Origin of the sequence: Pseudomonas fluorescens NCIMB 11764, from assembly GCF_000293885.2 — a bacterium.
Lineage (GTDB): Bacteria > Pseudomonadota > Gammaproteobacteria > Pseudomonadales > Pseudomonadaceae > Aquipseudomonas > Aquipseudomonas fluorescens_B.
This window is the reverse complement of record NZ_CP010945.1, coordinates 3,250,481-3,277,054: the sequence shown is the minus strand read 5'-3', so window position 1 is coordinate 3,277,054 and position 26,574 is coordinate 3,250,481. Positions and strand designations below refer to the sequence as shown.

General features: G+C 59.4%; 26 protein-coding genes and 1 pseudogene. 5 read left to right on the top strand and 22 right to left on the bottom strand.

The window, feature by feature from the left end; genetic code table 11:
- Positions 1-10: 10 nt before the first annotated feature.
- The 22 genes from B723_RS15065 to B723_RS14970 all read right to left on the bottom strand — a co-directional run bounded on the left by B723_RS15065 (position 11) and on the right by B723_RS14970 (position 19,910).
- Positions 11-1,249: a winged helix-turn-helix domain-containing protein gene (locus B723_RS15065; protein ID WP_238588323.1), complete on the bottom strand. Its 1,239-nt coding sequence runs from the start codon at positions 1,247-1,249 to the stop codon at positions 11-13.
- 413 nt (positions 1,250-1,662) lie between these two features.
- A complete protein-coding gene (locus B723_RS32975; RefSeq protein WP_144425233.1) occupies positions 1,663-1,884 on the bottom strand; it encodes a hypothetical protein in 222 nt (73 codons plus the stop codon).
- On the bottom strand, positions 1,863-2,249 hold the full coding sequence (locus B723_RS15060) for a class I SAM-dependent methyltransferase (RefSeq protein WP_144425232.1): 387 nt from the start codon (positions 2,247-2,249) through the stop codon (positions 1,863-1,865). The genes B723_RS32975 and B723_RS15060 overlap by 22 nt, the downstream gene beginning before the upstream one ends.
- A 14-nt stretch (positions 2,250-2,263) precedes the next feature.
- The gene (locus B723_RS32970; protein WP_144425231.1) at positions 2,264-2,662 is read right to left on the bottom strand and encodes a hypothetical protein; all 399 of its coding nucleotides are present in this window, start codon (positions 2,660-2,662) and stop codon (positions 2,264-2,266) included.
- A 47-nt stretch (positions 2,663-2,709) separates the two neighbouring features.
- Positions 2,710-3,003, bottom strand: coding sequence for an acyl carrier protein (locus tag B723_RS15055; protein ID WP_238588322.1), 294 nt, complete (start codon positions 3,001-3,003; stop codon positions 2,710-2,712).
- A gap of 76 nt (positions 3,004-3,079) precedes the next feature.
- On the bottom strand, positions 3,080-4,168 hold the full coding sequence (locus B723_RS15050; RefSeq protein WP_017337489.1) for an IpaD/SipD/SspD family type III secretion system needle tip protein: 1,089 nt from the start codon (positions 4,166-4,168) through the stop codon (positions 3,080-3,082).
- A gap of 14 nt (positions 4,169-4,182) precedes the next feature.
- The gene (locus B723_RS15045) at positions 4,183-5,250 is read right to left on the bottom strand and encodes a cell invasion protein (protein WP_031318607.1); all 1,068 of its coding nucleotides are present in this window, start codon (positions 5,248-5,250) and stop codon (positions 4,183-4,185) included.
- A 24-nt stretch (positions 5,251-5,274) separates the two neighbouring features.
- A complete protein-coding gene (gene sctE / locus B723_RS15040) occupies positions 5,275-7,038 on the bottom strand; it encodes a type III secretion system translocon subunit SctE (RefSeq protein WP_017337487.1) in 1,764 nt (587 codons plus the stop codon).
- A 2-nt stretch (positions 7,039-7,040) separates the two neighbouring features.
- Positions 7,041-7,523 carry a type III secretion system translocator chaperone SicA gene (sicA, locus tag B723_RS15035; protein ID WP_017337486.1) on the bottom strand — a complete coding sequence of 161 codons (483 nt, stop codon included), beginning with the start codon at positions 7,521-7,523 and terminating at the stop codon, positions 7,041-7,043.
- Between the two features lie 118 nt (positions 7,524-7,641).
- Entirely contained in the window at positions 7,642-8,676 is a 1,035-nt protein-coding gene (locus B723_RS15030; protein ID WP_017337485.1) for an EscU/YscU/HrcU family type III secretion system export apparatus switch protein, read from the bottom strand.
- Complete coding sequence (gene sctT, locus B723_RS15025; protein WP_017337484.1) at positions 8,651-9,457, bottom strand: type III secretion system export apparatus subunit SctT; 807 nt, start codon at positions 9,455-9,457, stop codon at positions 8,651-8,653. Before sctT ends, B723_RS15030 begins: the two co-directional genes overlap by 26 nt.
- 4 nt (positions 9,458-9,461) lie before the next feature.
- Positions 9,462-9,716 (bottom strand): EscS/YscS/HrcS family type III secretion system export apparatus protein, encoded by a 255-nt coding sequence (locus B723_RS15020; RefSeq protein ID WP_017337483.1) that lies wholly within the window; start codon positions 9,714-9,716, stop codon positions 9,462-9,464.
- A gap of 10 nt (positions 9,717-9,726) precedes the next feature.
- Positions 9,727-10,389: an EscR/YscR/HrcR family type III secretion system export apparatus protein gene (locus B723_RS15015; RefSeq protein ID WP_017337482.1), complete on the bottom strand. Its 663-nt coding sequence runs from the start codon at positions 10,387-10,389 to the stop codon at positions 9,727-9,729.
- Positions 10,382-11,308, bottom strand: coding sequence for a FliM/FliN family flagellar motor switch protein (locus B723_RS15010; protein ID WP_017337481.1), 927 nt, complete (start codon positions 11,306-11,308; stop codon positions 10,382-10,384). Before B723_RS15010 ends, B723_RS15015 begins: the two co-directional genes overlap by 8 nt.
- Positions 11,305-12,153 (bottom strand): hypothetical protein, encoded by an 849-nt coding sequence (locus B723_RS15005; protein ID WP_017337480.1) that lies wholly within the window; start codon positions 12,151-12,153, stop codon positions 11,305-11,307. Before B723_RS15005 ends, B723_RS15010 begins: the two co-directional genes overlap by 4 nt.
- A complete protein-coding gene (locus B723_RS15000) occupies positions 12,150-12,605 on the bottom strand; it encodes a type III secretion protein (RefSeq protein WP_017337479.1) in 456 nt (151 codons plus the stop codon). Before B723_RS15000 ends, B723_RS15005 begins: the two co-directional genes overlap by 4 nt.
- Positions 12,589-13,875 carry a type III secretion system ATPase SctN gene (gene sctN, locus B723_RS14995; RefSeq protein WP_017337478.1) on the bottom strand — a complete coding sequence of 429 codons (1,287 nt, stop codon included), beginning with the start codon at positions 13,873-13,875 and terminating at the stop codon, positions 12,589-12,591. Before sctN ends, B723_RS15000 begins: the two co-directional genes overlap by 17 nt.
- Positions 13,872-14,279: a hypothetical protein gene (locus tag B723_RS14990; protein ID WP_017337477.1), complete on the bottom strand. Its 408-nt coding sequence runs from the start codon at positions 14,277-14,279 to the stop codon at positions 13,872-13,874. Before B723_RS14990 ends, sctN begins: the two co-directional genes overlap by 4 nt.
- 13 nt (positions 14,280-14,292) lie before the next feature.
- On the bottom strand, positions 14,293-16,344 hold the full coding sequence (locus tag B723_RS14985) for an EscV/YscV/HrcV family type III secretion system export apparatus protein (RefSeq protein WP_017337476.1): 2,052 nt from the start codon (positions 16,342-16,344) through the stop codon (positions 14,293-14,295).
- 23 nt (positions 16,345-16,367) lie between these two features.
- Positions 16,368-17,474: a type III secretion system gatekeeper subunit SctW gene (sctW, locus tag B723_RS14980; protein ID WP_017337475.1), complete on the bottom strand. Its 1,107-nt coding sequence runs from the start codon at positions 17,472-17,474 to the stop codon at positions 16,368-16,370.
- Positions 17,471-19,126, bottom strand: a complete 1,656-nt coding sequence (gene sctC / locus B723_RS14975) for a type III secretion system outer membrane ring subunit SctC (RefSeq protein ID WP_017337474.1) — start codon at positions 19,124-19,126, stop codon at positions 17,471-17,473. Before sctC ends, sctW begins: the two co-directional genes overlap by 4 nt.
- A 4-nt stretch (positions 19,127-19,130) precedes the next feature.
- Complete coding sequence (locus tag B723_RS14970; protein ID WP_017337473.1) at positions 19,131-19,910, bottom strand: helix-turn-helix domain-containing protein; 780 nt, start codon at positions 19,908-19,910, stop codon at positions 19,131-19,133.
- A gap of 177 nt (positions 19,911-20,087) precedes the next feature.
- Between B723_RS14970 and B723_RS14965 the strand changes: the two genes are divergently transcribed.
- The 5 genes and pseudogenes from B723_RS14965 to B723_RS14945 form a co-directional block, all read left to right on the top strand.
- The gene (locus B723_RS14965; RefSeq protein ID WP_017337472.1) at positions 20,088-21,299 is read left to right on the top strand and encodes a CmpA/NrtA family ABC transporter substrate-binding protein; all 1,212 of its coding nucleotides are present in this window, start codon (positions 20,088-20,090) and stop codon (positions 21,297-21,299) included.
- A gap of 15 nt (positions 21,300-21,314) precedes the next feature.
- Positions 21,315-21,890: an ANTAR domain-containing response regulator gene (locus B723_RS14960; protein WP_017337471.1), complete on the top strand. Its 576-nt coding sequence runs from the start codon at positions 21,315-21,317 to the stop codon at positions 21,888-21,890.
- A gap of 252 nt (positions 21,891-22,142) precedes the next feature.
- Positions 22,143-23,354: a nitrate/nitrite transporter gene (locus B723_RS14955; RefSeq protein WP_017337469.1), complete on the top strand. Its 1,212-nt coding sequence runs from the start codon at positions 22,143-22,145 to the stop codon at positions 23,352-23,354.
- A gap of 7 nt (positions 23,355-23,361) precedes the next feature.
- The gene (locus B723_RS14950) at positions 23,362-25,035 is read left to right on the top strand and encodes a bifunctional protein-serine/threonine kinase/phosphatase (RefSeq protein ID WP_017337468.1); all 1,674 of its coding nucleotides are present in this window, start codon (positions 23,362-23,364) and stop codon (positions 25,033-25,035) included.
- A 329-nt stretch (positions 25,036-25,364) separates the two neighbouring features.
- Positions 25,365-26,564, top strand: a pseudogene (locus B723_RS14945) (NAD(P)/FAD-dependent oxidoreductase); the annotation flags it as partial.
- Positions 26,565-26,574 lie beyond the last annotated feature (10 nt).

Below are 26,574 nucleotides of genomic sequence, written 5' to 3'. Positions count from 1 at the left end.
CCCCAGCGGATCATGCCAACCGCCTGCCGCTGTCAAACGACGCGGCTTGCCGGTTGCCTTGCATTGCGCGATGCATCATCACGGCTTCCTGGGGATCACCGACAAGGGCGATACGTACCCGCAAAATCTGCGCCCGCATGCAGTTCGCGTCGTGGCGCAGACACTTGTCGATGCTTTGAATCGCCAGATCATGGCGCTGCCAATACCAGTGATGCCAGGCGTGAAAGTAATGAACATCAGCCTGATCGGCGCTCGACAGGCAGCACTGAAAAAGCACCTGCGCAGCCTCCTCGCATCCGCGAAGGCTGGTCAGCAGGGCTAGCCGCGCGATGGTTTGCGTACTCCCCGGGTCCAGCGGCAACGCCCTGGAAATTGCCAGATGAGCTTCATCCAGTGCATGCCCCTGCTCACATAACCCGAGCATCGCCTGGCCCAGCCAGACATCGGCCACGCCACGCCAGACAGGGGCATAACGGTCATCCAGTTGCAGGCTGTATCGAAACTGCACCAGCGCATCGCGCAGGCTTTGTGGCGTGTGCCGCTCTACATTGCACAAACCATTGAGATAGGCGACCAGGGCCGGATAGGAAGCACAGCCCCTTTCAGAAGGACGCAGTCCCGGTAGGCGCTGGGCAACAAGACAGGTCAATGCACCGAGCCCCTCCCCCAGGTCCCCTCCGCCCACGCTTTGTCCATGAAGCAGCACATGATCGCTGCTACGGATCAACTCGATTGACCATTGCGACGGGTCATCCCGGAGCGTGCAACGACCGCTGAGGTAAAAGTCAGGCTTCAAACGCTCGACCAGATAACGGGCGTCGGTCGACTGGCCATAAGCAGCCATCAAACCTGAGGGGATGACGTGCAGCGCATCGCCGAATGCCATGGACAACTGGCGGGTCATTGCGTCCTGCAAATCCAGTGCGGCTGACTCGTGCAGATGGCGAAAAGGCAAAACGGCCAGCGAGGGTGCTGACGTTCTCGCCTGGCTCGGCCCGTCGAGTTCGACAGCCGGACAAGTGAATCGGTAACCCTGGCCGTACACCGTCGCAATGAAATCCTTGTTCTCCTTGAGCAGCTTGCGCAAGGCATAAATGCAGCGAGTCAACGATTCCTCGGCGGCATCGGCATCGGGCCATACCATGTCGAGCAAATAATCCTTGCTGATCACTGTGCCGGCCGAACCGAGCAGCAGGCGCAGTACGTTCAGCTCTTTGGGGGGGACGTGAACTCCATGTCCGTCTCGCATCAGCGTTCCATCGCTTTGCAGTAGCCAACGGTCGAAAACGAACGACCTGAATGGCGATTGATCAGTGGCACTGTCCATACTCGGAGACTTCTCTATAGAAAGGTACTGAAGCGCGATCAAGCCGTTATTGAACCGGCTTGAAGATGAAAGCTGCGCGACTATAGAAAGTTGGTAGAGACAATTCCGTAGGAAAACGCCACAGACAAAAGAGGAATATACGACTAAGCATGTAGGCCCATTTCTACAATAAAAGTCTTTGGAAAATCGCACCACTCAAAGTCACAAAACAGCCTTGCCACACAAAAAATCTGCAGTGCCGTGAGCACTGCAGATTGAAAAGCCTTGGCTCCAAACCAGGCATTCGCCATAACACATTCAATCAGCTCGGTTTACACACAGCCACTGACTACAGGTTAAAACATCCCATCCAAAGATCGACTCCCACTAAACATAGAAGATGTCTCAAACTTTTTCATACCGGCCTTTAATGAATCCGGATCAACAAGCGCTTCGAATGAACGATCGCGATCCAGGCGCAGCCCTCCGTCTTTAACGAAAGTCATCGAGTAAGTTCGGTCAGCCTTTTCTCCCACCGCAGTTACGCTGCTCGGCGTCAGCCCGACTTTTTGCGCCATATCGACAAGTCTTGTTTGGGAGAAAAATTAGCGGGCGTTTCTTTTTCAACAAACTCATTGAATACAGCCTCCAACTCCGAGCTTGAAATATCCGGATTCTGATGAAGTTCCACATACACTTGCAGCACCATATGCATCAAGTCAAGCTCATGCCCGCCTAAAACGCTGTTATGTTCTGTTATTGTCAGTACGCCTCCATCATTTAGAAGTTCGGAAATTCGTGCCAGACTTTCCTGCTGAATTTCCGCACTGGGGAAATGATGCAGCGAGTGCTGGTACATTGCACAATCGAAGCCCTTACCATCTGAAAGTGGATTACCCTCATCCTGACCAGATAATCTGCCGAGACATTTCGCTTTGAACAAGTGAAACGACCTTGCTATTGTGATCCCAAGTGATCTTTAGCCGCTGTGTAATTATCGACTTTACTTGCACTATCCAAACCCTGATACCAATCGCGTATCGCATCAAGAAAAACACGATTATGCACCTGACTGCCGCCTTCAGGCACAAGGTCCATCAGCGCACTCATCAACTGTTCTTTACACGCTGGAGTAATGGACCAATCACTATTATCTGAATGATAGGTCATCATTTCTCTAACATCGCTATCCCTACCGATCTGTGCACCGTGAAGACTTAAAAAATCACCCAGAAAATATTCACTTCGAACATCCAGTCTTTCATACGATGGCAATACCTCATGCAAAACAGCGCCAGCCAAATGCATATTAGACACCGCTAGAACGTGAGAACTTCCGCCAACACCATTAATCATTTAAACGCCTGTCAAACTTAAAAATAAGAAGCCCGCACCACCCGGCATCATACGCCCCTTACACGTATCACCGAATTTCGAATATCCGCGACCGTGTTCCATTCGGACACCGCGACGGCAGGTAATTCGACGCCAAATGTTTCATTAAGCATCATGACAACCTCGATAATACTCATGGAATCGAAATACAAATCCTCCACCAACCGCGAACTGGTTTTGATTGCCCCGTGGCCCACCGAAAGATAATCCGACAAGGTTTTTATTACCTGACATTCAATTTCAAGATCACTACTCCGCATCCTGATCACCGCTATCAATCGAAACCACAGAACAACAGACACAGCTCCGACCTGACAGGTTCGAAACCGCGTCTGTTATAAACATTTAAAACCACGTATTTCGTAAAAACTTCTTAGATCAGAAATTCAACATCGCCTTAAGCATGTCCGCATACTGACTAAGATGAGCAGACAACGTCTTGTTGAAGTTGTCATGATAGGAGTTGGCGTTGGAGTACTTCTGGGTGAAGGATTGCAGCATGTTTTTCATGCGTTCTTCCTGGGCATTGAAGCCGGTTTGCCAGGCCTGGAATTTGGCGGTGTCCCAAATAATCTCGTAAACGTCAGGTGGCAGACTGTCCCTCATGGTGATCAACGGGCTAAGGTCCATGACCACGCTGTACGTACCGTCATTGTTCTGGTGGAGGCAGGAGGCCGGCAAGCCTAACGCTTTAAGCCATTTTTCTGCTTCCTCCTTTGTAGCACCGCCCATGCCTGGGGCCGGGAACAATACTGCCGTCGGATTCGGAGGTGAGTACTTTTCAATCAGCTTCTGCAAAGCGATCCTGATCGCGCCCGCGTTTATTTCGACTTCCTTCCCGTCATTCGTGCCTTCAATCCACTCCTTCATCATTGCGGTAATGTCTTTGTTGAAATCGGCAAAGAAGTCCGAGTAAGCCTTGATGATATGTTCATAACCGGCCAGGTAGCCGTTCTTGATCAGGTCGATCAATTCGAGCAGTTTGTCGAAGAAATCATCAGACGAACTGACACTCTGACTGAACTTCTCGTCGATTTGCGTTGGCAGCGGTTGTCCTGCTCCCAGGCCGAGCAAGATAGTTTCCTGCGCAGCATCAAGGCGCTGACGCTGTTCCATCGGCAGGGTTTCCCGGCAATGCGTCATCACCGCACCATATTGGGGTAAATACTGTGCCCACATTTGCCAGCGAAGGTCTTTCGTTTGAACCCGCTCGCCAAACTCCGCGATGAGGGTTTGCGCCGCTCCGCCAGCCAACAGGTTCTCAACCATTTTTTTGGCGGCCGGTTGGCACTTGAGCATATTTTCAAGATTGCGATTCAATACCTTTGCCGAACGCTCCAGCAATTGCGCGAGGGAAAAAGCGGCCTGAGCCTCGAGGGGCATTTCAGTTGGTAAAGGTGCGTTGGTCACAACATTGAAATCGACCGACAGATTAGCCGCTGGCGGTGTGAAATCGGAAATTCTCATATTTTCGTCCCTACTCAGGCCATTTTGCCAATGACTTCAATCCGCGATTGAAACAGCTGCATCACGATATCCATGAGCTTTTGCAACAGCGCCGCATCCGCCGAGTCTTTCTGCCCAATTTCATCGCTCAAGCTCTTCTGCGTGTTTTGCGCACTTTGTTGCAATACCTCTTTCTCCCGCGCCGCATGCTCGGCCATGCGAACCATGCTGGAGACCATCTGACTCATGCCCATCGAAATGGCGTTTAGCGCGCGGCCGATATCAAGTTTCTTCTCAATGCCTTTGCTGCCCATCTGGCTGAGCCAGTCCGACGTCTGGCCAACCTTTTGCGCCTTGAGAATTTCACCGTCGAACCATGCCTGCTCCTTGGGTGTCAGGGTCGAACCCTGAGGTTTGAAATCCACCGATTTCGTCCGGCCGAAGTCATCGAACACCTTGATCTTGTAGGTCGTTTCCGGGTTCCAGTCACCGCGACTGCGATCATGTTTAAGGTCACGTTCGATGTTGCCGGCGTCCAGGGAACTGCGCTTATGCAGGTCGATATCCGTATGCTTGAGCCCTTGCCCCTGAAAGGTCTTGGCCATGGCAAACCCGGCGATGGCACCGGAGACGACTGCTGCCGTAATGGCGCTGTACATGGCGGCCTTGCCGGATTCCATGATGGCGGCGCCCTGGGACTTGGCGGCATCAGCGGCCATCACACTGAAATGCCCGCGCAGTTGGGCATTGGCGACCCGCGCGATGTTCAACGCGATGATCGCGGCGACCAGCACGTTGGCGTGTTTCTCCCAGGCACCTGGGTCAAACACCAAATCTTCGCGGACCTCATCGTTGAGCATCAGTGCGGTTGCGGCAAAATCCTGCCAGTCGGATTCCCCGATCTGGTAGGCGTCAATAGCGCTCTGGAGCTCCACCGTTAAAGGAGTCCGGGTCAAAGAGTCATTAAGAATCTGCTTGTCAGTGAGCGCATTACTAAGGGAAAGCTCTTTGAGCGCGTCGGGTCTTTTCTGAGTAAGAAGCGCATCTTGCTGGCTAATTATTGGGCGTGAAAACACCACCCCGGTGTTGTTGATCGTGGTCATGACAAATACCTTTTATGAGTGGGTTCAGACGTGTCTGACCATTTGCAGGCTGACGGAGTGACTGCGTTGCATATCGGCAAAAACATGTTCGATATGCCGGGTCCGGTCTTGCATCGCCTTGCCGTAGTCTTCGACCAGCCGAGTGAGGTAGGAGGTAATTTCTTCGCTGATTGCCATGCGCACCTTCACGTCCGCCAGGTGTTCGGCCGCCTGGGCCTGATGCACGCCGCTTCGGACTCCCAGCACGCCCTGGGCTGCCACGCCGCCAAACTCGGTGAGGGCTTGAGCGATTTCGAGATTGGAGGTGTAACGGGCCAGGGATACGGCATCTGCGCCTTTGGTAACTAAACTGCGTATTTGGGTCAGCATCTGAGTCAGCGTGTTGCCGACCGAGGAAGCCACCTGCTTCATTGCCTGCACTGCTGCGGGAGCGGCCTGCGCCACCACGGATGCCAGTCTCGAAGCGACTGCGCCGATCATCGGCCCGACTACCTGAACCCCGACGATGGCGGCCAATGCGATGGCAGCAATGGTGGCGGCGATGCCCGCGATCATGCCGGCGATTTGCGCGATTTCCTTCGCCGTTTCGGAATCGACACCAAACGCCACGAGCGCTTTGGTGTAGAGGTCGGTAAAGAACTGGATGGCTTCCTGCATCACCGTCATCAGCGGCTTCATCGCCTCGGCCATGAACGACACGCCCGTGAGTTCCTTGACCACCTCGTCGGCAATCATGACCGCGGCCCCGATCACACCTACCGCGATAAGGACAGGGTTGACGGTCAGAACGCCGGCGGCGATGGTGGCGATGGCCACCAAGGCGCCAACGATCTTGCCGATGCAGCCCATGGTCCTCTGCAACGCTTCGGCCTTACGCACTTCTTCCAGGTACTTTTCCGACTCGAGTTGCATTTTCTCCTGCAACTTGGCCTGCAATTCCAGAAACAGCTCCTGATTGAGCTCCTCCTTGTTCTGCGCCGACTCGCCGAGCAACTCGATGATCTTCAAGCGGTTCAGCAGGGCCAGTGCGCTGCTGCTCAGCGCCTTTTCATCCGATTGTTTAACCTGAGGTCCGCCGACGCCTGCCTCGAGGACTTTTGCGGTCACGATCGCGAGGACTTTTGCGGCGGCGTTGGCGGTTTCGATCAATTTCAGATGGGCATCGGTGGCTTTTTCAAAGGTCTGGGTATGAGTCGCCAACTCGCCTTTGAGCTGGTCGCGACGCGCCAACTCACTCGCATACTCGGGTGATTCGGGGTCCAGCTTCGCCAGACGCGCCTCGCTTTCGTCCAGCAAGCCCTGGAGTTGCTGAACCCGCTCGCGCAATTTCTCGAGCTGTTCCTGACTGCCGCCAACTGCGCCCTCGGCGGCTTCCAGAGCCGCGACGGCCTCAGCATAATCAGACGCCAGTTTTTCATGACCCTGTTGCTTGGCACCGGCCATGCTCTGCAACATCGCCAAACGGTTTTTCAGCTTGTTGACGTCGACCTCGCCAATCAGCTCGCTGATCATCGCCATCAGCAGCGTGAACAAATCGCCTTCCGACTCTTTGCCACTCGTGCGGGCCAGTGGCAGATGCAACTGTGGACGCCCCGGGGTGGCTGTGGATTTACCGTGCTCGCCGTCGTAATTCACCGACATCAAACCGGCCAGCGCGTCCTGGCCAGCCTTCTGAAAATCCACCGTTCTGGCTGCCTGGCTGGCGGCTTTGCCGTAGATCTCAAAGGCTTCGGTACGGCTGAGCCCTCCGGCATAAGCCGGGTTGAATGTACTTCTGATTTCACTCATGTTCAGTCCTCCGAACAGTCCATTTCAATGTGAGCCAAGGTGTCGAGATACACCTGTGCCTGTTTGCGCAGGTCCTCTTCCGTGGCCTGCTCCAGTACGTACCCGAAACACAACCTGGCCTTGCCGATCTTGCCCAGGGCAAGCTGGCACTGACCGCTGTAGAACATCGGTCGGTAATCGTTCTTGCCCTGGGCGAAGGCGATGGCGTACAGGTCGATTGCTTTCTGATGGTTTTGCTTGAGCTGGTACACCGCCGCCAATCCCATCCAGTACTGGCTGTTGTAAAAGTCGTAGATGCACAGGAAGTGAAAGAACTTCTCGGCATCGTCCAGCCGGCCTTGCTCATAAAACTGGTAAGCAAAGGCATAAAGACCGTCCATGTGCTCGTCGCTGAGACCCTGCACGTCCTTTAACGGCGCCCCCGCGAGCACGGCATCCACGATTTCCAGAGCGATTTGCTCGTCTTGTTGGTTGTTGCGACTCATCGGCCACACTCCTGAAAAAACGTCAGCGCCGCTGACGAACGCATTGAGCCAAAGCGCTGGCAGACCCGCTGCCAAATTGCGCTCATGCCAACGATGGGATGGATAAAGAAAGGGTGGATCAGGCCTGCTCCACCTGCTCGAGCCAGATCAACAGGCGCAGGACTTCCTCGACTTCCTGCACCTGGAGGAAGCTGTAGCGCTGGTGGGTCTTGAAGATCCGCCGGGCCAGGGCGATGTCGTTGATCACTGGTACCCCGACCTCTTTGGCATACGCTCGAACGGCCAGGGCGCGCTGGTTGGTTTCCATCAGGGAGATGAACGGCAGCACGGTGATTTCCGGACGGAAATACACGCCGATGGCAATGTGGGTGGGGTTGGCGATGATCATCCGCGAGCTGCGCACATCGGACTTGACCTGCTCCGACAGCAACTCCCGGTGCAGGTCACGCCGGCGACCCTTGATTTCGGGATTGCCGTCCTGCTCCTTGTGTTCGCGCTTGACCGAGTCCTTGTCCATCATCTGGTCTTTCATGAACAGCCAGTACTCGCTGAGCGCATCGAGCACCACGATCAACAGCACGCAGCCCAGAAACGCCAACACCAGCACCAGCAGCAAGTGCCCCCAGATCGCGAACAGCTCCGGGGCCTGGGCAAACAATTGGGCAAACAGCAATTGCCGCTGGGTGACCCAGACAATCCACAGCGCCAGGGCAAAGCTGCCCAGGTACAACAGCGCTTTGACCGTGTCCTTGACCGTGCGCAGGCTGAACAGTTTTTTGAAGCCATTGATCGGGTTCAGCGCCCCGAGATTCAGCTTCAAGGCTTCGCTGGCCAGGGCAAAACCGCTTTGCAGCAACGCCGGCAACGCGCTGGTCAAGACACACACCAGCAGCAGCGGCAGCAGTGCCTTGAGCCCGACCACCACCAACATCGCCGAGTACTTTTGCAGGTCGGCATCAAAGTCGCTGGCGATGATGCGCCGGTAGACTTCCATGACCTCAAGCAACGAGCTGTTGAACACCATGTAGGTGATGCCGCACAGGGTCAGGCAGGTGACGACCAGATCCTTGGCCTTGAACGTCTGCCCCTTGCGCGACGCATCCCGCAGTTTCTTCGGGGTGGGCTTCTCAGTCTTCGAGGCGCTGGACGACATCGCCACCCTCCCCGTCGCCAGCCAGATAGTGCTCCAGCGCCTGGGACTTGCTCCCCATGCGCAGGACTTCGTCGGGCAAGTGCACGCCGAAGTACAGCATCAGCACCACCAGCGCCACCAGGCTCTTGACCGTCAGCGACACCGAGAATGCATTCATTTGCGGTGCATAACGCGAGAGCAATCCAAGGAGCGCTTCGCTGACCAGCAGCGTCGCCACCACCGGCGCGCTGATCACCAGGGTTTTGCTCACCAGCGCATCCAGCAGACTCAGCACGGCTGGCAGGTGCATCTCACAGCCGTTTGCCGGCGTACAAATGCGATAACTGTGGCCGACGGTTTCGAGCATCAACAGCATGCCGCCACCTTCGAGATAAACCGCGGCGGCGAATAACTGGAGAAAATTCGCCAGCTCCGACGTATCGACGCCGTTGGCCGGGTCCACCGTACTGCTGAGCATTGCCCCGCGCTGGTTATCGATCAGGTTACCCATGGCGTGCAACACCCAGAACGGCCAGCACAGCAGGCAGCCCAGCAGTACGCCAATGCCGGCCTCGCGCAGCAACAAACCTAAGAATGCCAACCCGTCGAGGCGCGGCAGCGGCTCGCCGACAGAGGTCCAGAACCCCAACGCCACCAGCACGATGACAGCCTGGCGCGGTGCCCCGGTCAGCACGCCGCTGTTGAGAAACGGCAACATGAAAAAAATCGGCGCCAGCCGTGCAACCCCCAGGACCGCCGCCGCGAACAGCGCGTACAGATCGAAAAACAGCGTCACCGACATCGGTCTAACCCAATGCCAGACGGATGACTTCACGGCTGAAATCGAGCAGGGTTTCGCCATACCAGCCCGAGAGCAGAAACAGACACGCCGCCACCGCCATCAACTTGAATCCGAACGGCAGTGTCTGCTCCTGCAACTGGGTCACGGTCTGAATCAACCCCACCACCAGGCCGACCACCGTGGCGACAATGATCGGCCAGGCCACCATCAACAGAATCAGGTACAGGGTTTTATTGCCGGCATAGACCAGATCGTTCATGTCTATTCCCCTATGTCAGCAACGTCAGGTATTGCTTGACCAGACCGGTCGACAGCAACGCCCAGCCATCCAGCGCGACAAACAACACCAGTTTGATCGGCACCGAAATGATCACCGGACTCATCATCATCATGCCCAGCGCCAGGAGGATGCTGGAGATCACCAGATCGACGATCACAAACGGCAGATAGAGATAAAAACCGATCTTGAATGCGCTTTTGATTTCACTCAGCGCATAGGCCGGCAACAGCGAAAACAGTGAAGGTGTGAGTTGTTCATCAGCGGGCAGCTCCACCTCGGCATCACTACTCTGGACCGCTTGTGCACGCTCGAAGAACAGGGCCAGTTCGGGGTCAGTGTATTTGCGCAGGTAATCCTTGTAGCCACCCAGACCGTTCTCGGCAAAGTTCACCACCGACTCGATGTCGGTGAAGGCCACCGCTTCTTCCTTGTAGTAGCCGTAACCCTGCTTCATGACCGGCGTCATCACGAAAATCGCCAGCATCAAGGCGATCGCATTGAGGGCCATGTTCGACGGCACCTGCTGCAATCCCAGCGCGTTGCGCACGATGACAAACACGATGGAAAACTTGATGTAACAGGTACCGGCGGCCACCAGGAACGGCAGCAGTGAAGCGAACGCCAGCAGCGCAATCAGCGAGACATCATTCATCGCCGCTGTTCCGATAAGTCGTTCGATAGACTTCGAGCAACTCCACACCCAACTGATCGTCCAGCTGCACCAGTTCCCCACGGGCCACGCGCTTGCCATTGGCGCGAACCTCGATGTGCCGGGCGGCATCGGCCGCCAGCGGAATGAGCTGGCCATCGATGATCTGTGACAACGTCCCCAGGTCGATCTCATGAGCGGCGAGCAGGAATTCCAGGCGCACCGGCAAAGCACCCAGTTCGATGTCCGCATCGGCTGGGCCATCCGTCTGTTGATTTGAATCGGCAACCGTCGATTGCATGTGTAATCCCTCTTCAGTGAACGTGAACACACCGATGCGTTGATCGGCCAACAGGCATTGGTCTGTCCGGTGGGTGATGCGCAGGACGTCGCCCTGCCCCAGCCGCACTGGACGCAGGTGGCTGAAGCCCAGCAGCAGTTGCAGGCGAAGCGGCAAATCAGCCAGCCATGACCACGGTCCAGGCGAGCGACGGGACGCCTGTGTCGGTGGCAACTGCGTCAACCACACGCGCCCATGAGCCGTGTCGAGCCAAAGCAAATCGTGCGCCGGCAGTTCGGCCGGGGCGTCGATCAGTTCGAGATCGACCAACGCTTGATAAGACAGCTCGTCCACCATGGGCAGCGGTCGCGGCACAGCCCGGAACAACTCGACGATGCTCGCCGGCGGGCACTCGACGATCAGCAATGAGCGCAACTGCGGTAATGCTTGATCCAGCCAGTCGCGGGCCAGGATCAGGCCATGCCAGTCCCCTTCCTTGCTGCGAGCGCAAAACCGCAAGTAGCCGGGCAATCGGTCCGGTCTGCCCACGCCGGCACCATGACCGGCATCGCACCAGCGTTGAACTGCTTGCGTACGGGCGTGCGCCGTTGCGTCGACCCGGCGCAACGTCAGCGCTCTCATGCTGGAAATTCCTGCTGCTCCGTCTGCTCTTCATCCGGCGAGTGATGGGAGCCTTGGTGCTGCTGCTCGCCACCGTCGTCGGTCAACCGCCAGCCGGGATCCCGAGCCAGTTCAAAAGGTGCCTTGAGTTGTTCGAAGACCAGGGTGTTGCTCGGGCTGAGCAGCAAGTTCTGAGTGGGCTCGTCGGGCAATCGGGAAATCGTCACTTGCCCGCTGGCGGCGCCTTTGTTGAAGGGCACCTGCAGCAGGCCACGGCTGGAACCGGGCAGCGTTTCGATCATTATGTCGAGGGCTGGCTTGGGCATAGGCATCGGGGGCAAGGGGATGGAAACCGCTGCGGCCGCAGGTGCATGCCGCACGGTGTGAAAGTTCATCAGTGCTTCGGGCGGTGGCGCGTCGGCGGCGAGTGTTGCCGGGGTACTGGCGGTGGCTGTCCGCTCGACCGGCAGCGATTCAGCCGTACTCGACGAATGTGGGTTCACGTCAATGCGCCCTGGAATCCCTTGCGCAGGCATGGCCACCCTGTCGAAGGCCGGGGCAACAACCTCCATTCGTTGTTTCAACGAAGGTTGGACTGGCTGGCCGGAGAACCGGACCGGTTGCGGATGAGACATCAGCTCCGGGACCCCCTGGGCGGAGATCAACGAATGCCCGGCCCCTTTGCGGCCAGCCTCCATGACAGGCCGATGACGCACAATCAGCGTTGCAAGCAAATCCTGCACACCTTGCGGCAGCTCATCTTCTTGCGCCGGTACAAGTGTGTCGCGCAGTTCATCTGCAGAACCCTCGGTAGCAGGTTCCAGCGTTGGCGCCGGTCCCGGTGAAACCGTAGAAACCCCCTTCATCGCTTTACTCCAGTCATCTCTTCTGTCTCCCTTTCTTCCCGGCGCACCTGCTCCAGCCGTTGCGCGCGCACCAGTTGCTGCACCGACCGTTGGTATGTGTCGTGTTTACGCTGCAGGCCACGCAGTTGCTCGCGTTGCGCTTGCAACGACAGCTCGATCTGCCTGCACTGCCCGTCCACGCGGTCGCGCTCAAGGCGTACCAGATCAATCTGCCGCCGGATGACCGCCTGGGTTCGCAGCAACGCCAGCAACTGCCCATGATCCAGAACGCAATCGGTGGCGCGATGGCTGGCCAGCAGGTTTTGCAGCGAGGCCTCTTGCCCCTCGAAACCGGCGAGTTCCCCCCGCAGCGGCTGCAACTGTTGTTGGGTGCGCAGCACGGCCTGTTCACCGCGTTGCTGACGGAACTGGCTGAACACCAACAGGCGGCGCCGGTCAGGCAATGAGTTCATTGAGGCTCCGCAGGGTTTCGTCAGGCTCGCAACATTCGTCCGTCGGCTGACGCAGCCAGTGAGTCAAGGCTTCGCGACGCTGCAAGGCCTGGTCGTTGGCGGCATCGGCGCCCTGGGTGTATTCGCCCATGTCGAGGAAAATCTGCAACTGCTCCAGGCGCGTCAGGGTTTCACGGGTCGACGCCGCCAGTTGCTGCACCTGCGCACTGGTGACTTGCGTCGCCACGCGGCTGACACTGCGCAAGACATCGATCGCCGGGTAATGACCTTTGGCCGCCAGGGCACGACTGAGGTAAATGTGGCCGTCGAGAATGGAGCGAATCTCTTCGGCGATCGGGTCCGGCTCATCGTCACTCTCGAGCAGGACCGTGTACCAGGCGGTAATACTCCCGGAAGCCGTCACGCCGGGCCGCTCCAGCAAACGTGGCAGCGCATCGAACACCGACGCCGGATAGCCGCGCCGGGCCGGCGCTTCACCCGCGGCCAGGGCCAGGTCGCGGCGAGCACGGGCGTAACGGGTCAACGAGTCCAGCAACAGCACCACACGCTGGCCCTGATCGCGGAAATACTCGGCGATGGCTGTCGCCTGCAACGCTGAATTGCAGCGGTCCACCGAGGAAAAATCCGATGTGGCAAACACCACCACGCAACGTGATCGCTTCGTGGATTGGCGCAGATGTTCAATGAACTCGGTCACTTCACGCCCGCGTTCGCCGATCAGGCCAATGACGAAAACGTCCGCATCGGTGTGGCTGATCAGCATATTGATCAAGGTTGTTTTGCCGGACCCGGCCGCGGCAAAAATACCGATGCGCTGACCGACACCGCAGGTCAACAAGCCATCGATAACGCGGACTCCGGTGCTCAGCGGTTCTGCTACCGGCCGACGCTGGTGGTACGACGGCGGGTCGGCATCCACCGGATAATCCTGCTGCTCGAAGGCTGTCGACGGTGCCAGTCGCTCGACGATATTGCCCTGGGGATCGACCACGCTGCCCAGCAAGGCATCGCTGCAACTCAGGCGCAATGTCGAACCCGTCGGGACAATCATCGACTGCCTGGACAATCCTTTGGCGTCGCCGAGCAAACTGAGCAGTACGGCGCCGGGTTTGAAGCCGATGACTTGCGCCCGGGCCGCCACGAGCGGCGAACGCCAATGACGACGCACTTCGCAGACCTCGCCGACCACCACATCGTCCAGCGCCGCTTCGATCAAAGGACCGCTCAAACGCAAGGGATGGGCGGCCTGCCGTTCCAGCCGGATGCTCATCGGCGCAACAGTTCGCACAGTGTTTCAATCGACTGCACAAAAGCATCCAGGGCCTGCGCGAAACGCTCGGCGTCCCCCAGGGCGTGGTCATTGGCCATCAAGCGCAGTTCGAGCTGCCCCTGGACTTCGCACAGGTGCAGTTGGCCGGTGCGAGAAAAAGCATTGCCTTCCAGCAAGAACTGCATCAATTCGAAGGCGCAATGGTTCATGACGCCGGGGGTCGCCTGCGCGACGGCGGCCCAGATCCACACATCGCCTTCCACCACGGCCACGCTGACATCGGGCAGGTTTTTCATCTGCATTTCAATGGTGCTGTGGCTGTCGAAGTGCCCTATCTGGCTGTCCATGCAGCCGCTGTGTCGCAGTGCTTCACGCAGCAGGTCAGCAATATCGATCGGTCTCATTTACAGGGTTTCCTCAGAGGGTCTTGATGACATTGACCGAGATGGTCTCGGAGATTTCGCCGAACGACATCACGTCCAGCTCCCGGAAACGCCCCTCGATCAGTTTCTTGATGTAGCGCCGCACATCGACCGAACACAGCAGCACCATGTCCTTGTGCGCGATGTGCAGGCTGTCCAGGCCGACGCTCAGGCGGTCCATCAGCTCTTCCGACTCGGCCGGCTCCAGGTTGATGAAACTGCCGCCCGAGGTTTGCCGGATGCCCCGGCGTACCACCTCTTCGAATTCCGCCGATAGCAGCAGGACGCGCAAGTCATTGCCGTGGGCGAATTTGTTGCTGATGTAGCGCGCCATCGCTCCGCGAACGTGTTCGACCAGCGCCAGCACATCCTTTTCCCGTGACGCCCAGTGGGCCAGCGACTCCAGGATCAGCTTCATGTTGCGCACGGAAATGCGCTCACCGATCAGGCGTTGCAGGACCTCGGCGATCTTCTGCACCGTGACATGGCGATAGACTTCCTTGAGCAGGTCGGGATATTTCGCTTCCATTTCGTCGAGCAGTTGCTTGGTTTCCTGCACGCCGAAAAACTCCTGGATATTGCGCGCCAGCAACGTGACCAGGCAGCGGTAGCATTCCTCGTCTGCCGGGCGCAGTTGATAGCCCAACTGTTGCACTCGCTCCTTGTCGACGGCGTTGACCCAGACACCGCCCAGGCGATTGCTGTCGTTGCCGCGCACCAGGGCAAAACCCAGGGGCTCGAGGTCCGGCGAATAGTCGAGCAGACGCCAGTGATCGAAATGGATATCGAATTGCTCGGCACGCACTTCATTGATCAGCACCGCCACTTGATGAGCCGGCAACGCCTCGCTCGCGCGGAACTGCGGTTCGGGTATCCGCAAGCCGTAGTCGACGAAAAACTGGCTGCGAAAGCGCGCCGCCCAACGGGCTTTGTTCAGCGCAGCCAGTTGCGACGTGGGCACCAGCAACATCAAGGCGATGGTCTCTGTGGCGATGTTATCGACGTCATCGAGCAATCCCGACCCGGTTTGCAGCACGTCCTGCTCGGTGGCTGCAACACGGCTCTCACCGTCAACAGTGCCCCTGGAAGCCTTTCGATGCCGGATGAACACCACCAGCGCCAGCACCGCGGCAATCGGCAGAAACGTCATCAGCGGGAAACCGGGGAGCAGACCGACACCCACCGCCAGCAGCGCGGTGACGCCCATCACGAACGGATTGCCGAGCATCTGGGCCAGCATGTTGCGCCCCAGGTTGCTGTCGTCGCCGTTGACGCGGGTCACGATGAAGCCGGCGCCGATGGCGATCAGCAGCGCCGGAATCTGTGCGACCAGGCCATCGCCGATGGTCAGCAAGGTGTAGGTCGACAGGGCCGTGGACATGTCCATGCCCATTTGCCCGACACCGATGGCCATGCCGCCGATGAAGTTGACGAAAATAATGATGATGCCGGCGATCGCATCGCCCTTGATGAATTTCATCGCGCCGTCGAAGGAGCCATACAGCTGGCTTTCACGCTCCAGCACGCTGCGTTTTTCCTTGGCTTCCTCGGCCGTGATGGCGCCTGCCTTGAGGTCGCCGTCGATGCTCATTTGCTTGCCCGGCATGCCGTCCAGCGAGAAGCGCGCCGCGACTTCGGCGACCCGCTCCGAGCCTTTGGTGATCACGATGAACTGCACAATGGTGACAATCGAAAAGATCACGAAGCCCACAACAAGGCTTTCGCCGATCACGAACTCGCCGAAGGACGCGATGATCTCGCCCGCATCGGCCTGGCTCAGGATCAAGCGGCTGGTGCTGATCGACAGTGCCAGGCGAAACAGGGTGGTCAGTAACAGCAACGCCGGGAACGTCGAGAAGCTGAGGATGCGTTCGATGTAGAACGAGCCCATGAACACCAGCAGCGAAATGACGATGTTCAGGCCGATGAGAAAATCCACCAGCACCGTCGGCAGCGGAATGATCAGCATGGCGATGATCATCACCATGAGAGTCAGGATCAGCAGCTCCGGGCGAGCGCTGACGTTGCGCAAAAACACATTGAACATGGCAGGTCAGTTCCGGAAAAAAGTCATGAGCAACCGCCGAGACGACGCTGTTCAATGCATTCGTGGGTGTAGGCAACGTCGGCCAGCAGCGAAAACTGTCGCGCCAGGCGCAGCGGCGCCTCTTCATCGGCAAACAGTTGCAACGGCAACTGCAGGCTGAACCGGCGCACCGTCTGCAGCAGCGTCGAGCGCTCACGGTGCAGGCTCAGCAGCACGCGCTCACCGAGCACGCCGAGCAACAACTGGTCGAGCTCATCGGGCCAGGTCAATAGGCCGAACAGGAACACCAGCCAGTCGGATTCATCGGGGTTGTGCCGGCAGATCAGTTCATCGCCCAGCAGGCCGCCGATGAACAGACCATCGGCTGAACGCAGGCGCTTGAGGTCATTCAGCCGGGCCAGCAGTTGGCCAAACTCTGCGCGCGAGCAACTCGGGTCCTGGGCGCTGATATCGGTGAGCAGCGCCGCTTCGATGAAGGCCAGTACATTCGTGCGTTGCAGTGGGCCGTACAGCGCAATCCAGTCCTGATAACAGCTGACCGGCCCTTCATCGGACTCGAGAAAATCCCGGTACGTTTCGCGCAACAGCGCGGCGCGCACAGCCATGCTCGCGCCGAACATCCTGGCCTTGAGCGCGGCGTTGATGCCGGCGTTCATGCGCTTGGGAGACGCCTGGGCGACCACCGTCTGCAAAAGGGTTTCGAGCCGCTGACGGGTGCTTTTCTCGAGTTTTTTACGACGCAACAGTTCTCGCAGCACCAACGCCAGATCGCTGTCATCGGCAAACAGCTTCCGCGCCATTTGCAGCAACCAGCTGATGGGTTTGTCGCCGAGCCGTGCCAGGCTGAGAATCTGCCGAACCTTGGGCACGGTGTCGTCGTCCAGGACCCTTTCGAAGTTGTCGGTCAAGGTGTCGGACTTCAGTTCGAACTGCCGGCGGCCACGAAACTGCGCCAATGCCGCCGACATTTCATCGCTGATCTGCACGAAACGCTGCAGGACGCCCGCCGTGCCGCTGTCGTCGAGATCAGTCTCCGCCGTCGCCTGTGGCTGCGGATGCTCGGCGGCCTTCTCGGCATTCAGCCGCGCCTGGGCCGCGCGCCCACCGCTGGAAATCGCTGGCAGGATCATTTTATTGCCGCCCGAAAATAGGAACGGCGCAAACGTTCGTGCTGTTCCGGGGTCAGCAACTGTGGAGCCGGTTCAACGGCGTTCGGCTCCAGCGTGTCGCGAATTTCCTTGGGTTGAATCAGGAAGACCCGCACGGTATTGGCCGAGCGACTCTGCCGATAACTGAACAGCCGGCCTATCCACGGAATCGACCCCAGCACCGGTATCCGGCCAATCTGTTCGCCGTGGTCATCGCGGGTGAAACCGCCCACCAGCAGGCTCTTGCCCGGCGGCACCCTCGCCACCGTACTGATGCGGGTGCGGCCGACTGTCGGCAGAGCGCTGGGCCGCTCACCCTGGCCCGGGTTCTCGATTTCGTTGCCGTCTTCGATATTGAGCGACATTTCAATCTCGTCCGCCTGGGCGAAACGCGGCAATACGCTCACCAGCGTGCCGTAGGTCACGTGCTGCAGATCAACACTGCGCTCGCCCACCAGCGGCGCATAAAAGGTGCGGTTATTGTCGAAAATCGCCGGCACATTTTCCTGGGTCAGGATCACCGGTCGCGACACCACATTCGCCCGGCTCGTGCGCTCCAGCGCCATGACCTGGGTGACGAACGAAGCACCATCGAGCGTGGTCGCCGAGCCGGCGTTGAGCGACGCGCTGAATTTTCCGCCCGAATTCACGACGCCTTGCCAATTGACGCCCAACTGATTGAGCTCATCCTTGTGCAGATCAATGATCCACAACGACAACTCCACGTGGCGTTTGGGCGTGTCCAGCGCACTGACCAGGTTCTCGATAAAACGCACCTGCTCCGGCAACCCCTTGACCAACAGGCTGTTGGTGTCGGGATAGGCCACGACCCGAATGTTCCCGGCAGACGTGTCGCGCGCGAGGATTCGCGGCGCGGACGGGTCCTGATCCGAAGGGGAGCTCGCCAGGCCTTCCAAAGGAAACGCCGGCATCAAGCCCTGCGGTCGCTGTGCCGGGACGTGCGCCACCGCGGGCTCGACGCCGTTGCGTTCGCCGCGCAGCAAGGCCTCAATCACGGTGGCCAGCCCGGGAATCGTCACCTTGTCATCACGCAACTCGTATTTGCGGTCGCTCACAAAGGTGTTTCGCACCTGGATGACGCCGATCTGCTGCTTGCCCAGCAACAGTTCCGAGCGCTGGTTATCCATCAGGCCGGCCGCTTGCGTGACCAGATCGACATACATCGGCGGGCCGGAGACATGGAACGTACGCAGGCCATCGTGGCGCAACGGATAACGGCGATCGTGCAACCCGGAGCGTTCCAGGAACGCCTGCAGCTTCGCCACGGTCAGGGTTTGCAGCGACACCATCGCGCTTTTGAGTTCCGGGGCGTCATACAGATAAATCGCCTGACCATCGCTGTACCAGATCAGGCCCATTTGCGCGCTGACTCGCTCAAAGGTGCGTTGCGGCGTGAGCAGGTCGAACGTACCGGAAATCCGCTTGGCCGCAGCGGCCTTGCTGACGATGACCGGCTTGCCCAGCGGGCCGGACAGCTCGCTGAAAAAAGTGCGCGCGCTTTGTTCGCGGGCCTCGAAATTATAGACAGAGGCCTGTGCGGCAAAGGGTGCGAGCAGCAACACCGTGGCCAGACAGACGGGCAAAAGGGATAAGGAGAACGATCGGCGGTTCATCGGCTCACTTGCCTGGAAGGTAGGTGATATCGGCAAGACTGCTGGGCGTGAAGCCCACCAGTTCGCGGATTTCCTTGGAGAAATGCGAAGAAGAGGCAAAGCCGAATTCCAGCGCGACATCCGTTAGCGAGCAGTCCCGCAGACTCATGTTCAACAGCGCCTGGGCCGTGCGCCAGCCGCGCAATGCAGGCTTTGCCGCACTGCCCAGCGCCTGTCGGCACAATCGACGAAAGTGCGATACGGAAACGCCATAGCGTTGCGCCAGGTCGCTCAGTTTTTCACTGCGGGTGCCCTGCTCCAGCAGGAATCGCACAAGCCCGTAGCTCTCGGTATGACGTAGCACGCTGGCGAAAGCGTGGTAGGCCGGACTTGCGCTCATGGCCTGCCCGATGTACCAGCGCTCCAGCGCGCGCTCCGACCGAACGGTCTCGTACGTGACCGGCAACAGCGCCCACGGCGCATGGCCCGGCCGTTGCTCCGTCAACGTGTCACTGAGATCGAAAAAGACCTGCAGTTTCACCAGCCGTGTTTCGGACAGCGGCAGCACCTGCACACAGCCACCGCGCATTTGCAGCGCCTCGCTGACCGCGATCAGCCCCTCCCAACCACCGGGCAACCGGTGGCACTGCGCCGAACCCAGCAGGTCGGTCGACTCGCTGACACGCAGATGCAACACCCGCTCGCCGGAACGAACCTCTGGGAATGTGGGGGCATGAAATGATTCGGTTTGCACGCCAACCTCCTTTGCAGCCTGACGATGAAGGGTCGGCAGGATGAAAGACATGGCGCGGCAAGTCCTGATGGAAAACTGATGAACCCCGGGCTGGCATATGCCTTGCACCCATTGAGGTATCAGCACTCATGCCAACGGCGGGATGAGTGCCAGGACAATGGCGTCGTCACCCGGCCTTGCTCATGCGAGGACCCGGGACGACGCTTTTTTTTGCAAGGTGAAGACGCGATGAACGAACCATCAGCCGGCCCGTTGGCCTGGGTCAACGGCAGCGACGCCCCGGAAAAGACCGACATCAACCTCGGTTTCATGGCCCTGAGCGACTGCGCCTCGGTGGTGGTCGCCGCCACCCAGGGTTTTGCCCAGCCCTATGGACTGACCTTGAACCTCAAGCGCCAGTCCTCCTGGGCCAACCTGCGAGACAAACTGGTCAGCGGCGAACTCGACGCCGCCCACAGTCTTTACGGCCTGATATACGCCGTGCACCTGGGCATCGGTGGCGTCGCGGCCACCGACATGGCGGTGTTGATGGGCCTGAATCAGAACGGCCAGAGCATCAACCTTTCCCATGGCTTGCAGGCGCTCGGCGTGACCGGTCCTGAAGCACTGGACCGTCACGTGCACCAAACTCGCCCAAAACTCACCTTCGCCCAGACATTCCCGACCGGCACCCACGCCATGTGGCTGCACTACTGGCTGGCAAGCCAGGGCATTCATCCGTTGCACGACGTCGACAACGTGGTGGTGCCGCCACCGCAGATGGTCGCGCACCTGCAAGCGGGCCGTATCGACGGGTTCTGCGTCGGGGAGCCCTGGGCCGCCAGCGCGGTGAAACAGCAGCTCGGCTTCACGATGGCGACGACCCAGTCGATCTGGCCCGACCATCCGGAAAAAGTCCTCGGTTGCACCCGTGCGTTTGTCGAGCAATACCCCAATACCGCCCGGGCACTGGTGATGGCCATTCTGGAAGCCAGCCGTTTCATCGAAGACAGCGTCGAGAATCGCCGCAGCACCGCGCAGCTGTTAAGCGCTCCGGATTACCTCGATGCACCGCTCGATTGCATCGAACCGCGCCTGCTCGGCGAATACAACGACGGCCTCGGCAATCACTGGCAAGATCCGCACGCATTGCGCTTCCATGGCGGTGGCGCGGTCAACCTGCCGTACCTGTCCGATGGCATGTGGTTCATGACCCAGTTCCGCCGCTGGGGCTTGTTGCGCGACGACCCGGACTACCTCGCGGTGGCCCGTCAGGTCCAGCAACTAGACTTGTATCGAGAGGCCGCGGCCGCCGTCGGTGTTGCCTCGTCGGGCGAGGAAATGCGCAGCAGCCAGTTGATCGACGGCAAACGCTGGGACGGTTGCGACCCTGCCGGTTATGCCCGCAGCTTCAAGCTGCACGCCATGAGCGACAGCTCGCCCCTACTCGCCAGCCGCTGACAGGAGACTGCGAACATGTTGCGTATCCTGCTGATCAACGACACCGCGAAGAAAGTCGGCCGGCTGAAAGCGGCCCTGACCGAAGCCGGGTTCGAGGTGATCGACGAATCCGGCCTGACCATCGACCTGCCCGCGCGCGTCGAAACGGTGCGTCCGGACGTCATCCTGATCGATACCGAGTCACCGGGCCGCGATGTGATGGAGCAAGTGGTGCTGGTATCCCGCGACCAGCCGCGGCCGATCGTGATGTTTACCGACGAACATGACCCCGATGTGATGCGCCAGGCGATCAAGTCCGGGGTCAGCGCCTACATTGTCGAAGGCATTCACGCACAACGCTTGCAGCCGATTCTCGACGTGGCCATGGCGCGCTTCGAAAGCGACCAGGCCTTGCGCGCCCAGCTGCACGCCCGCGACCTGCAACTGGCCGAGCGCAAGCGCATCGAGCTGGCCAAGGGATTGTTGATGAAGATGAAAGACTGCAACGAGGAAGAGGCCTACACCCTCATGCGCCGCCAGGCCATGAGCCGGCAGCAGAAGCTGATTCAGGTGGCGGAGCAGATTATTGCCATGAGTGAGTTGCTGGGCTGACAAAGCAAAGATCGCAGCCTCGCCACAATTCATGATGTGGCACAGATCTCGCTAGGTAACCGCTACAGGTAACCAACGGCGGTTGCCCCACCTACGACAAAGACGTCGCTCACCTCATTTGCCCAAGGCGAATCCGGTGGCGGCGTTTTTTTGTTTTGGCCCCACAGCCCGGGGCCGGTGGTGCGGCCGTTGCGGCGCCCCACCTGCAAGCTCATGACTCCTTCTCGAGACGACTCACAGCTGAGGTGCGCGATGAATTCAAGCTTCTGGAAATCCGGCCATACCCCGACATTGTTCGCGGCCTTCCTCTATTTCGACCTGAGTTTCATGGTCTGGTACCTGCTCGGCCCATTGGCGGTGCAAATTGCCGCCGACCTGCACCTGACCACCCAACAACGCGGCATGGTGGTTGCCACGCCGATTCTGGCGGGCGCCGTATTGCGCTTCATCATGGGCATGCTCGCCGATCGCCTGTCGCCGAAAACCGCCGGGCTGATCGGCCAGGTGATCGTCATCTGCGCCCTGTTCGGCGCCTGGAAACTGGGCATCCACAGTTATGAACAAGCGCTGTTGCTGGGCCTGTTCCTCGGCATGGCCGGTGCGTCCTTCGCCGTGGCCTTGCCGCTGGCGTCGCAGTGGTATCCGCCGCAGCATCAAGGCAAGGCCATGGGCATCGCCGGGGCCGGTAACTCGGGCACTGTGCTCGCTGCGCTGATCGCTCCGGTGCTGGCCGCAGCGTTTGGCTGGAGCAACGTGTTCGGCTTCGCCCTGATTCCGCTGATCCTGACCATTATCGTCTTCGCCTGGCTGGCCAAAAATGCCCCTGAACGGCCGAAAGCCAAGTCGATGTCCGACTACTTCAAGGCCCTGGGTGACCGTGACAGCTGGTGGTTCATGTTTTTCTACAGCGTGACCTTCGGCGGCTTCATCGGCCTGGCCAGCGCCCTGCCCGGCTACTTCAACGACCAATATGGCCTGAGCCCGGTCACCGCCGGTTACTACACGGCGGCCTGCGTGTTTGGCGGCAGTCTGATGCGTCCCTTGGGTGGTGCGCTGGCGGACCGTTTCGGCGGGATTCGCACGTTGCTGGCGATGTACACGGTGGCGGCGATCTGCATTGCGGCGGTGGGTTTCAACTTGCCGAGTTCCTACACGGCACTGGCACTTTTTGTGTGCACCATGCTCGGTCTGGGTGCGGGTAACGGCGCTGTTTTCCAATTGGTCCCACAACGCTTTCGTCGTGAGATCGGCGTGATGACCGGTTTGATCGGCATGGCCGGTGGCATCGGCGGTTTCGCTCTCGCGGCGGGCATGGGTGCGATCAAGCAAAGCACCGGCAGCTATCAACTGGCCCTGTGGTTGTTCGCCAGTCTTGGCGTCCTCGCCTGGTTCGGCCTGCACGGTGTGAAACGTCGCTGGAGAACCACCTGGGGCTCCGCGGCCGTCACCGCCGCGCGGGTGTGAGGGCTGAATGAGCCTGCAACTGAGTTTCGCCGAAGCCAGCGCCATGGGGCCGCGCGAGGAGAATCAGGACGCCCTGCGCCTGGTCACTCCCGCGCCGGCGCTGGCGGCGAGCAAGGGCTACCTGTTCGCCATCGCCGACGGCGTCAGCCAGTGCGCCGATGGCGGGCTCGCCGCCCGTTCGACCTTGCAGGCGCTGGCGCTGGACTATTACGCCACCCCGGAAACCTGGGGCGTCGCCCAGGCACTGGACCGCCTGCTACTGGCACAGAATCGCTGGCTGCAGGCCAATGGCGGTGGGCAACCGCTGCTCACGACCGTCAGTGCCCTGGTCATGCGCGGCAGGCGATTTACCCTGGCGCACGTGGGTGACTGCAGGGTTTATCGCTGGCACGCCGATCACTTGCAACGGATCAGCGAAGACCACGTCTGGGACCAACCGGGCATGCAGCATGTGCTCAAACGGGCGCTGGGCCTCGATCAGCATCTGGTGCTGGATTTTCTCGATGGCGAGTTGCGCCAGGATGAGAGTTTCGTGCTGCTCAGCGATGGCATCTGGGCCGTGCTGGGTGACACCGCGATTGCGGCGATCCTGCGCGATCAACCGGATCTGCGCAGCGCGGCACACACCCTGGTGAGTGCCGCGCATCTTGCGGGCAGTCAGGACAATGCCAGCGCTTTGCTGGTGCGGGTCGACGCACTCGGTGAAACGAGTATCGGCGACGCGCTGATTCATCTGCAGCAATGGCCACTGCCGCCGGCGCTGAAACCGGGCCAGTCCTTTGAGGGGTGGCAGGTAGAAACGATACTCGGGCAGAGCCAGCAGTCCCTGCTTTACCGGGTACGCGACGCTCAGCAACAACCCTGGCTGCTGAAAACCTTGCCCGCGGCACTGCGCGACGATCACCTGGCCGGGCAGGCATTGCTGTCGGAAGAGTGGTTTCTCAAGCGTGTGGCCGGCCGGCATTTTCCTGAAGTCCATGCCGCCCATCAGCGTCAGCATTTGTACTACGTGATGCGTGAATATTCCGGGTCTACCCTGGCACAACTGAGCGCGCGAAACGCAATGTTGCCCATGGCTCAATGGCAGGACCTGGCGGAACGTTTGCTGCGGGCAGTCGGCATGCTGCATCGCCGGCAGATTCTCCATCGCGACATCAAACCGGAAAACCTGCTGCTGGGGGACGACGGCGAGCTGCGCCTGCTGGACTTCGGCCTCGCCTACTGCCCCGGTCTGTCTGAAGACCAGGCCTCGACCCTGCCTGGAACGCCCAGTTATATCGCGCCGGAAGCCTTCCGCGGCGATCCGCCGTCGGCGCAACAGGATTTGTATGCGGTCGGCGTGACTTTGTATTTCCTGCTCACCGGGCATTATCCCTACGGCGAAATCGAAGCGTTCCAGCGGCCGCGGTTCGGTGCACCGGTCAGTGCCAGTCGCTACCGGCCCGACCTGTCCGAGTGGATCGCGCAAAGTCTGGAGCGCGCGGTGGCGGCGAACCCGGATGAGCGATATGAAACGGCGGAAGAATGGTTGCTGGTACTGGAACAGGGCGAGCGGCGCAGTTTGAGTGTGCGGCCAAGGCCTTTGCTGGAACGCGAGCCGGTGAAAGTCTGGCGGACGTTGGCGCTGGGGTCGTTGCTGGTAAATCTGGTGCTGTTGTTTCTGGTTCTCCATTCATCCTGATTCGAACAGATCCTATGTGGCGAGGGAGCGGGAGCGAGCTCCCTCGCCACAGGTTCGCATGCTCCAGTACCGGGCAAGCCGCCTCTAATCAGTGCAAAAATTTGAATCGGTTCCTCAAATGCCCTCCCGCAGCCCCGTAAATCCCTTCCTTGAATAACTTGGCACAACCACTGCATTACCTCTTTCAACTTACATAAAGCCCAGCCTTCAACGACGAAGGATGCGCTTCCCGAAGTAACGGGACCAGGACAAAGGCGTCCTCGCTAGGCAACTAGCGGGACGCCTTTTTTTGTTTGCGCGAAATGTGTTCCGAGCACCCGGAGAACCTGATGAAAAAACTAAAACTGGTGATGATCGGCAATGGCATGGCCGGGGTTCGGACCCTGGAAGAGTTGCTCAAGCTGAGCAACGAGCTGTACGACATCACCGTCTTCGGCGCCGAACCGCATACCAACTACAACCGCATTATGCTGTCGCCCGTACTGGCCGGCGAACAAACCTTCGAAGAGATTGTGCTCAACGACCTGGACTGGTACCTCGACAACAACATCAAGTTGCTGCTCAACCGCAAAGTGGTGGAGATCGACCGGGTCAAACGCCGGGTCATCGCCGACGACGGCACCGAGGCCGAGTACGACCGCCTGCTGATCGCCACCGGTTCGACTCCGTTTATCCTGCCGATCCCCGGCAACACTTTGCATGGCGTGATCGGCTACCGCGACATCGCCGATACCCAGGCCATGATCAACACCGCCAAAACCCACGAGCACGCCGTGGTCATCGGCGGCGGCCTGTTGGGTCTGGAAGCGGCCAACGGCCTGATGCTGCGCGGCATGCACGTCACCGTGGTGCACAACGGTGAGTGGTTGCTGGAGCGGCAACTGGACAACGTCAGCGGCCAAATGCTGCAAACCGCGCTTGAGGCTCGTGGCCTGAAGTTTCGCCTTCGCGAGCAAACCCGGGCCCTGCACGATGCCGGCAATGGCCGGGTCGGCTCGGTCGAGTTCCACAATGGCGACATCATTCCCGCCGACCTGGTGGTGATGGCCGCCGGCATTCGCCCTGCGAGCGAACTGGCGGAAAAGTCCGGCCTCCCCTGCAATCGCGGGATTCTGGTCAGCGACACGATGCAAACCTACGATCCGCGGGTCTATGCCATCGGCGAATGCGCCAGCCACCGTGGCATCGCCTATGGCCTGGTCGCGCCGCTGTTCGAACAGGCCAGGGTCTGCGCCAACCATCTCGCCCGGCTGGGGTTTGCCACCTACAAAGGCTCGGTGACCTCGACCAAATTGAAAGTCACCGGCATCGACCTGTTTTCCGCCGGCGACTTCATGGGCGGCGAAGGCACCGAAACCATCACCCTCTCCGACCCCATCAGCGGGATTTACAAGAAGCTGGTCATCAAGGATGACGTGCTGGTCGGTGCCTGCCTGTACGGCGATACGGCAGATGGCGGTTGGTACTTCCGGCAGATTCGTGAGAACCAGGACATCGGCGAGCGCCGCGATCACCTGATGTTTGGTGAAACCTTGAAGG

What these genes read in the sequence shown, in the direction of transcription:
- sctE (WP_017337487.1), bottom strand. Translation starts at nt 7,038, where the DNA reads ATGAGTGAAATCAGAAGTACATTCAACCCGGCTTATGCCGGAGGGCTC.
- B723_RS15020 (WP_017337483.1), bottom strand. Translation starts at nt 9,716, where the DNA reads ATGAACGATCTGGTCTATGCCGGCAATAAAACCCTGTACCTGATTCTG.
- B723_RS15045 (WP_031318607.1), bottom strand. Translation starts at nt 5,250, where the DNA reads ATGACCACGATCAACAACACCGGGGTGGTGTTTTCACGCCCAATAATT.
- B723_RS15000 (WP_017337479.1), bottom strand. Translation starts at nt 12,605, where the DNA reads ATGAACTCATTGCCTGACCGGCGCCGCCTGTTGGTGTTCAGCCAGTTC.
- B723_RS14955 (WP_017337469.1), top strand. Translation starts at nt 22,143, where the DNA reads ATGAATTCAAGCTTCTGGAAATCCGGCCATACCCCGACATTGTTCGCG.
- B723_RS15005 (WP_017337480.1), bottom strand. Translation starts at nt 12,153, where the DNA reads ATGAAGGGGGTTTCTACGGTTTCACCGGGACCGGCGCCAACGCTGGAA.
- sctT (WP_017337484.1), bottom strand. Translation starts at nt 9,457, where the DNA reads ATGTCGGTGACGCTGTTTTTCGATCTGTACGCGCTGTTCGCGGCGGCG.
- sicA (WP_017337486.1), bottom strand. Translation starts at nt 7,523, where the DNA reads ATGAGTCGCAACAACCAACAAGACGAGCAAATCGCTCTGGAAATCGTG.
- B723_RS15015 (WP_017337482.1), bottom strand. Translation starts at nt 10,389, where the DNA reads ATGAATGATGTCTCGCTGATTGCGCTGCTGGCGTTCGCTTCACTGCTG.
- sctC (WP_017337474.1), bottom strand. Translation starts at nt 19,126, where the DNA reads ATGAACCGCCGATCGTTCTCCTTATCCCTTTTGCCCGTCTGTCTGGCC.
- sctN (WP_017337478.1), bottom strand. Translation starts at nt 13,875, where the DNA reads ATGAGCATCCGGCTGGAACGGCAGGCCGCCCATCCCTTGCGTTTGAGC.
- B723_RS15065 (WP_238588323.1), bottom strand. Translation starts at nt 1,249, where the DNA reads ATGCGAGACGGACATGGAGTTCACGTCCCCCCCAAAGAGCTGAACGTA.
- B723_RS15010 (WP_017337481.1), bottom strand. Translation starts at nt 11,308, where the DNA reads ATGAGAGCGCTGACGTTGCGCCGGGTCGACGCAACGGCGCACGCCCGT.
- B723_RS14950 (WP_017337468.1), top strand. Translation starts at nt 23,362, where the DNA reads ATGAGCCTGCAACTGAGTTTCGCCGAAGCCAGCGCCATGGGGCCGCGC.
- B723_RS32975 (WP_144425233.1), bottom strand. Translation starts at nt 1,884, where the DNA reads ATGGCGCAAAAAGTCGGGCTGACGCCGAGCAGCGTAACTGCGGTGGGA.
- B723_RS32970 (WP_144425231.1), bottom strand. Translation starts at nt 2,662, where the DNA reads ATGATTAATGGTGTTGGCGGAAGTTCTCACGTTCTAGCGGTGTCTAAT.
- B723_RS14970 (WP_017337473.1), bottom strand. Translation starts at nt 19,910, where the DNA reads ATGTCTTTCATCCTGCCGACCCTTCATCGTCAGGCTGCAAAGGAGGTT.
- sctW (WP_017337475.1), bottom strand. Translation starts at nt 17,474, where the DNA reads ATGATCCTGCCAGCGATTTCCAGCGGTGGGCGCGCGGCCCAGGCGCGG.
- B723_RS15030 (WP_017337485.1), bottom strand. Translation starts at nt 8,676, where the DNA reads ATGTCGTCCAGCGCCTCGAAGACTGAGAAGCCCACCCCGAAGAAACTG.
- B723_RS14990 (WP_017337477.1), bottom strand. Translation starts at nt 14,279, where the DNA reads ATGAGACCGATCGATATTGCTGACCTGCTGCGTGAAGCACTGCGACAC.
- B723_RS14985 (WP_017337476.1), bottom strand. Translation starts at nt 16,344, where the DNA reads ATGTTCAATGTGTTTTTGCGCAACGTCAGCGCTCGCCCGGAGCTGCTG.
- B723_RS14965 (WP_017337472.1), top strand. Translation starts at nt 20,088, where the DNA reads ATGAACGAACCATCAGCCGGCCCGTTGGCCTGGGTCAACGGCAGCGAC.
- B723_RS14960 (WP_017337471.1), top strand. Translation starts at nt 21,315, where the DNA reads ATGTTGCGTATCCTGCTGATCAACGACACCGCGAAGAAAGTCGGCCGG.
- B723_RS15050 (WP_017337489.1), bottom strand. Translation starts at nt 4,168, where the DNA reads ATGAGAATTTCCGATTTCACACCGCCAGCGGCTAATCTGTCGGTCGAT.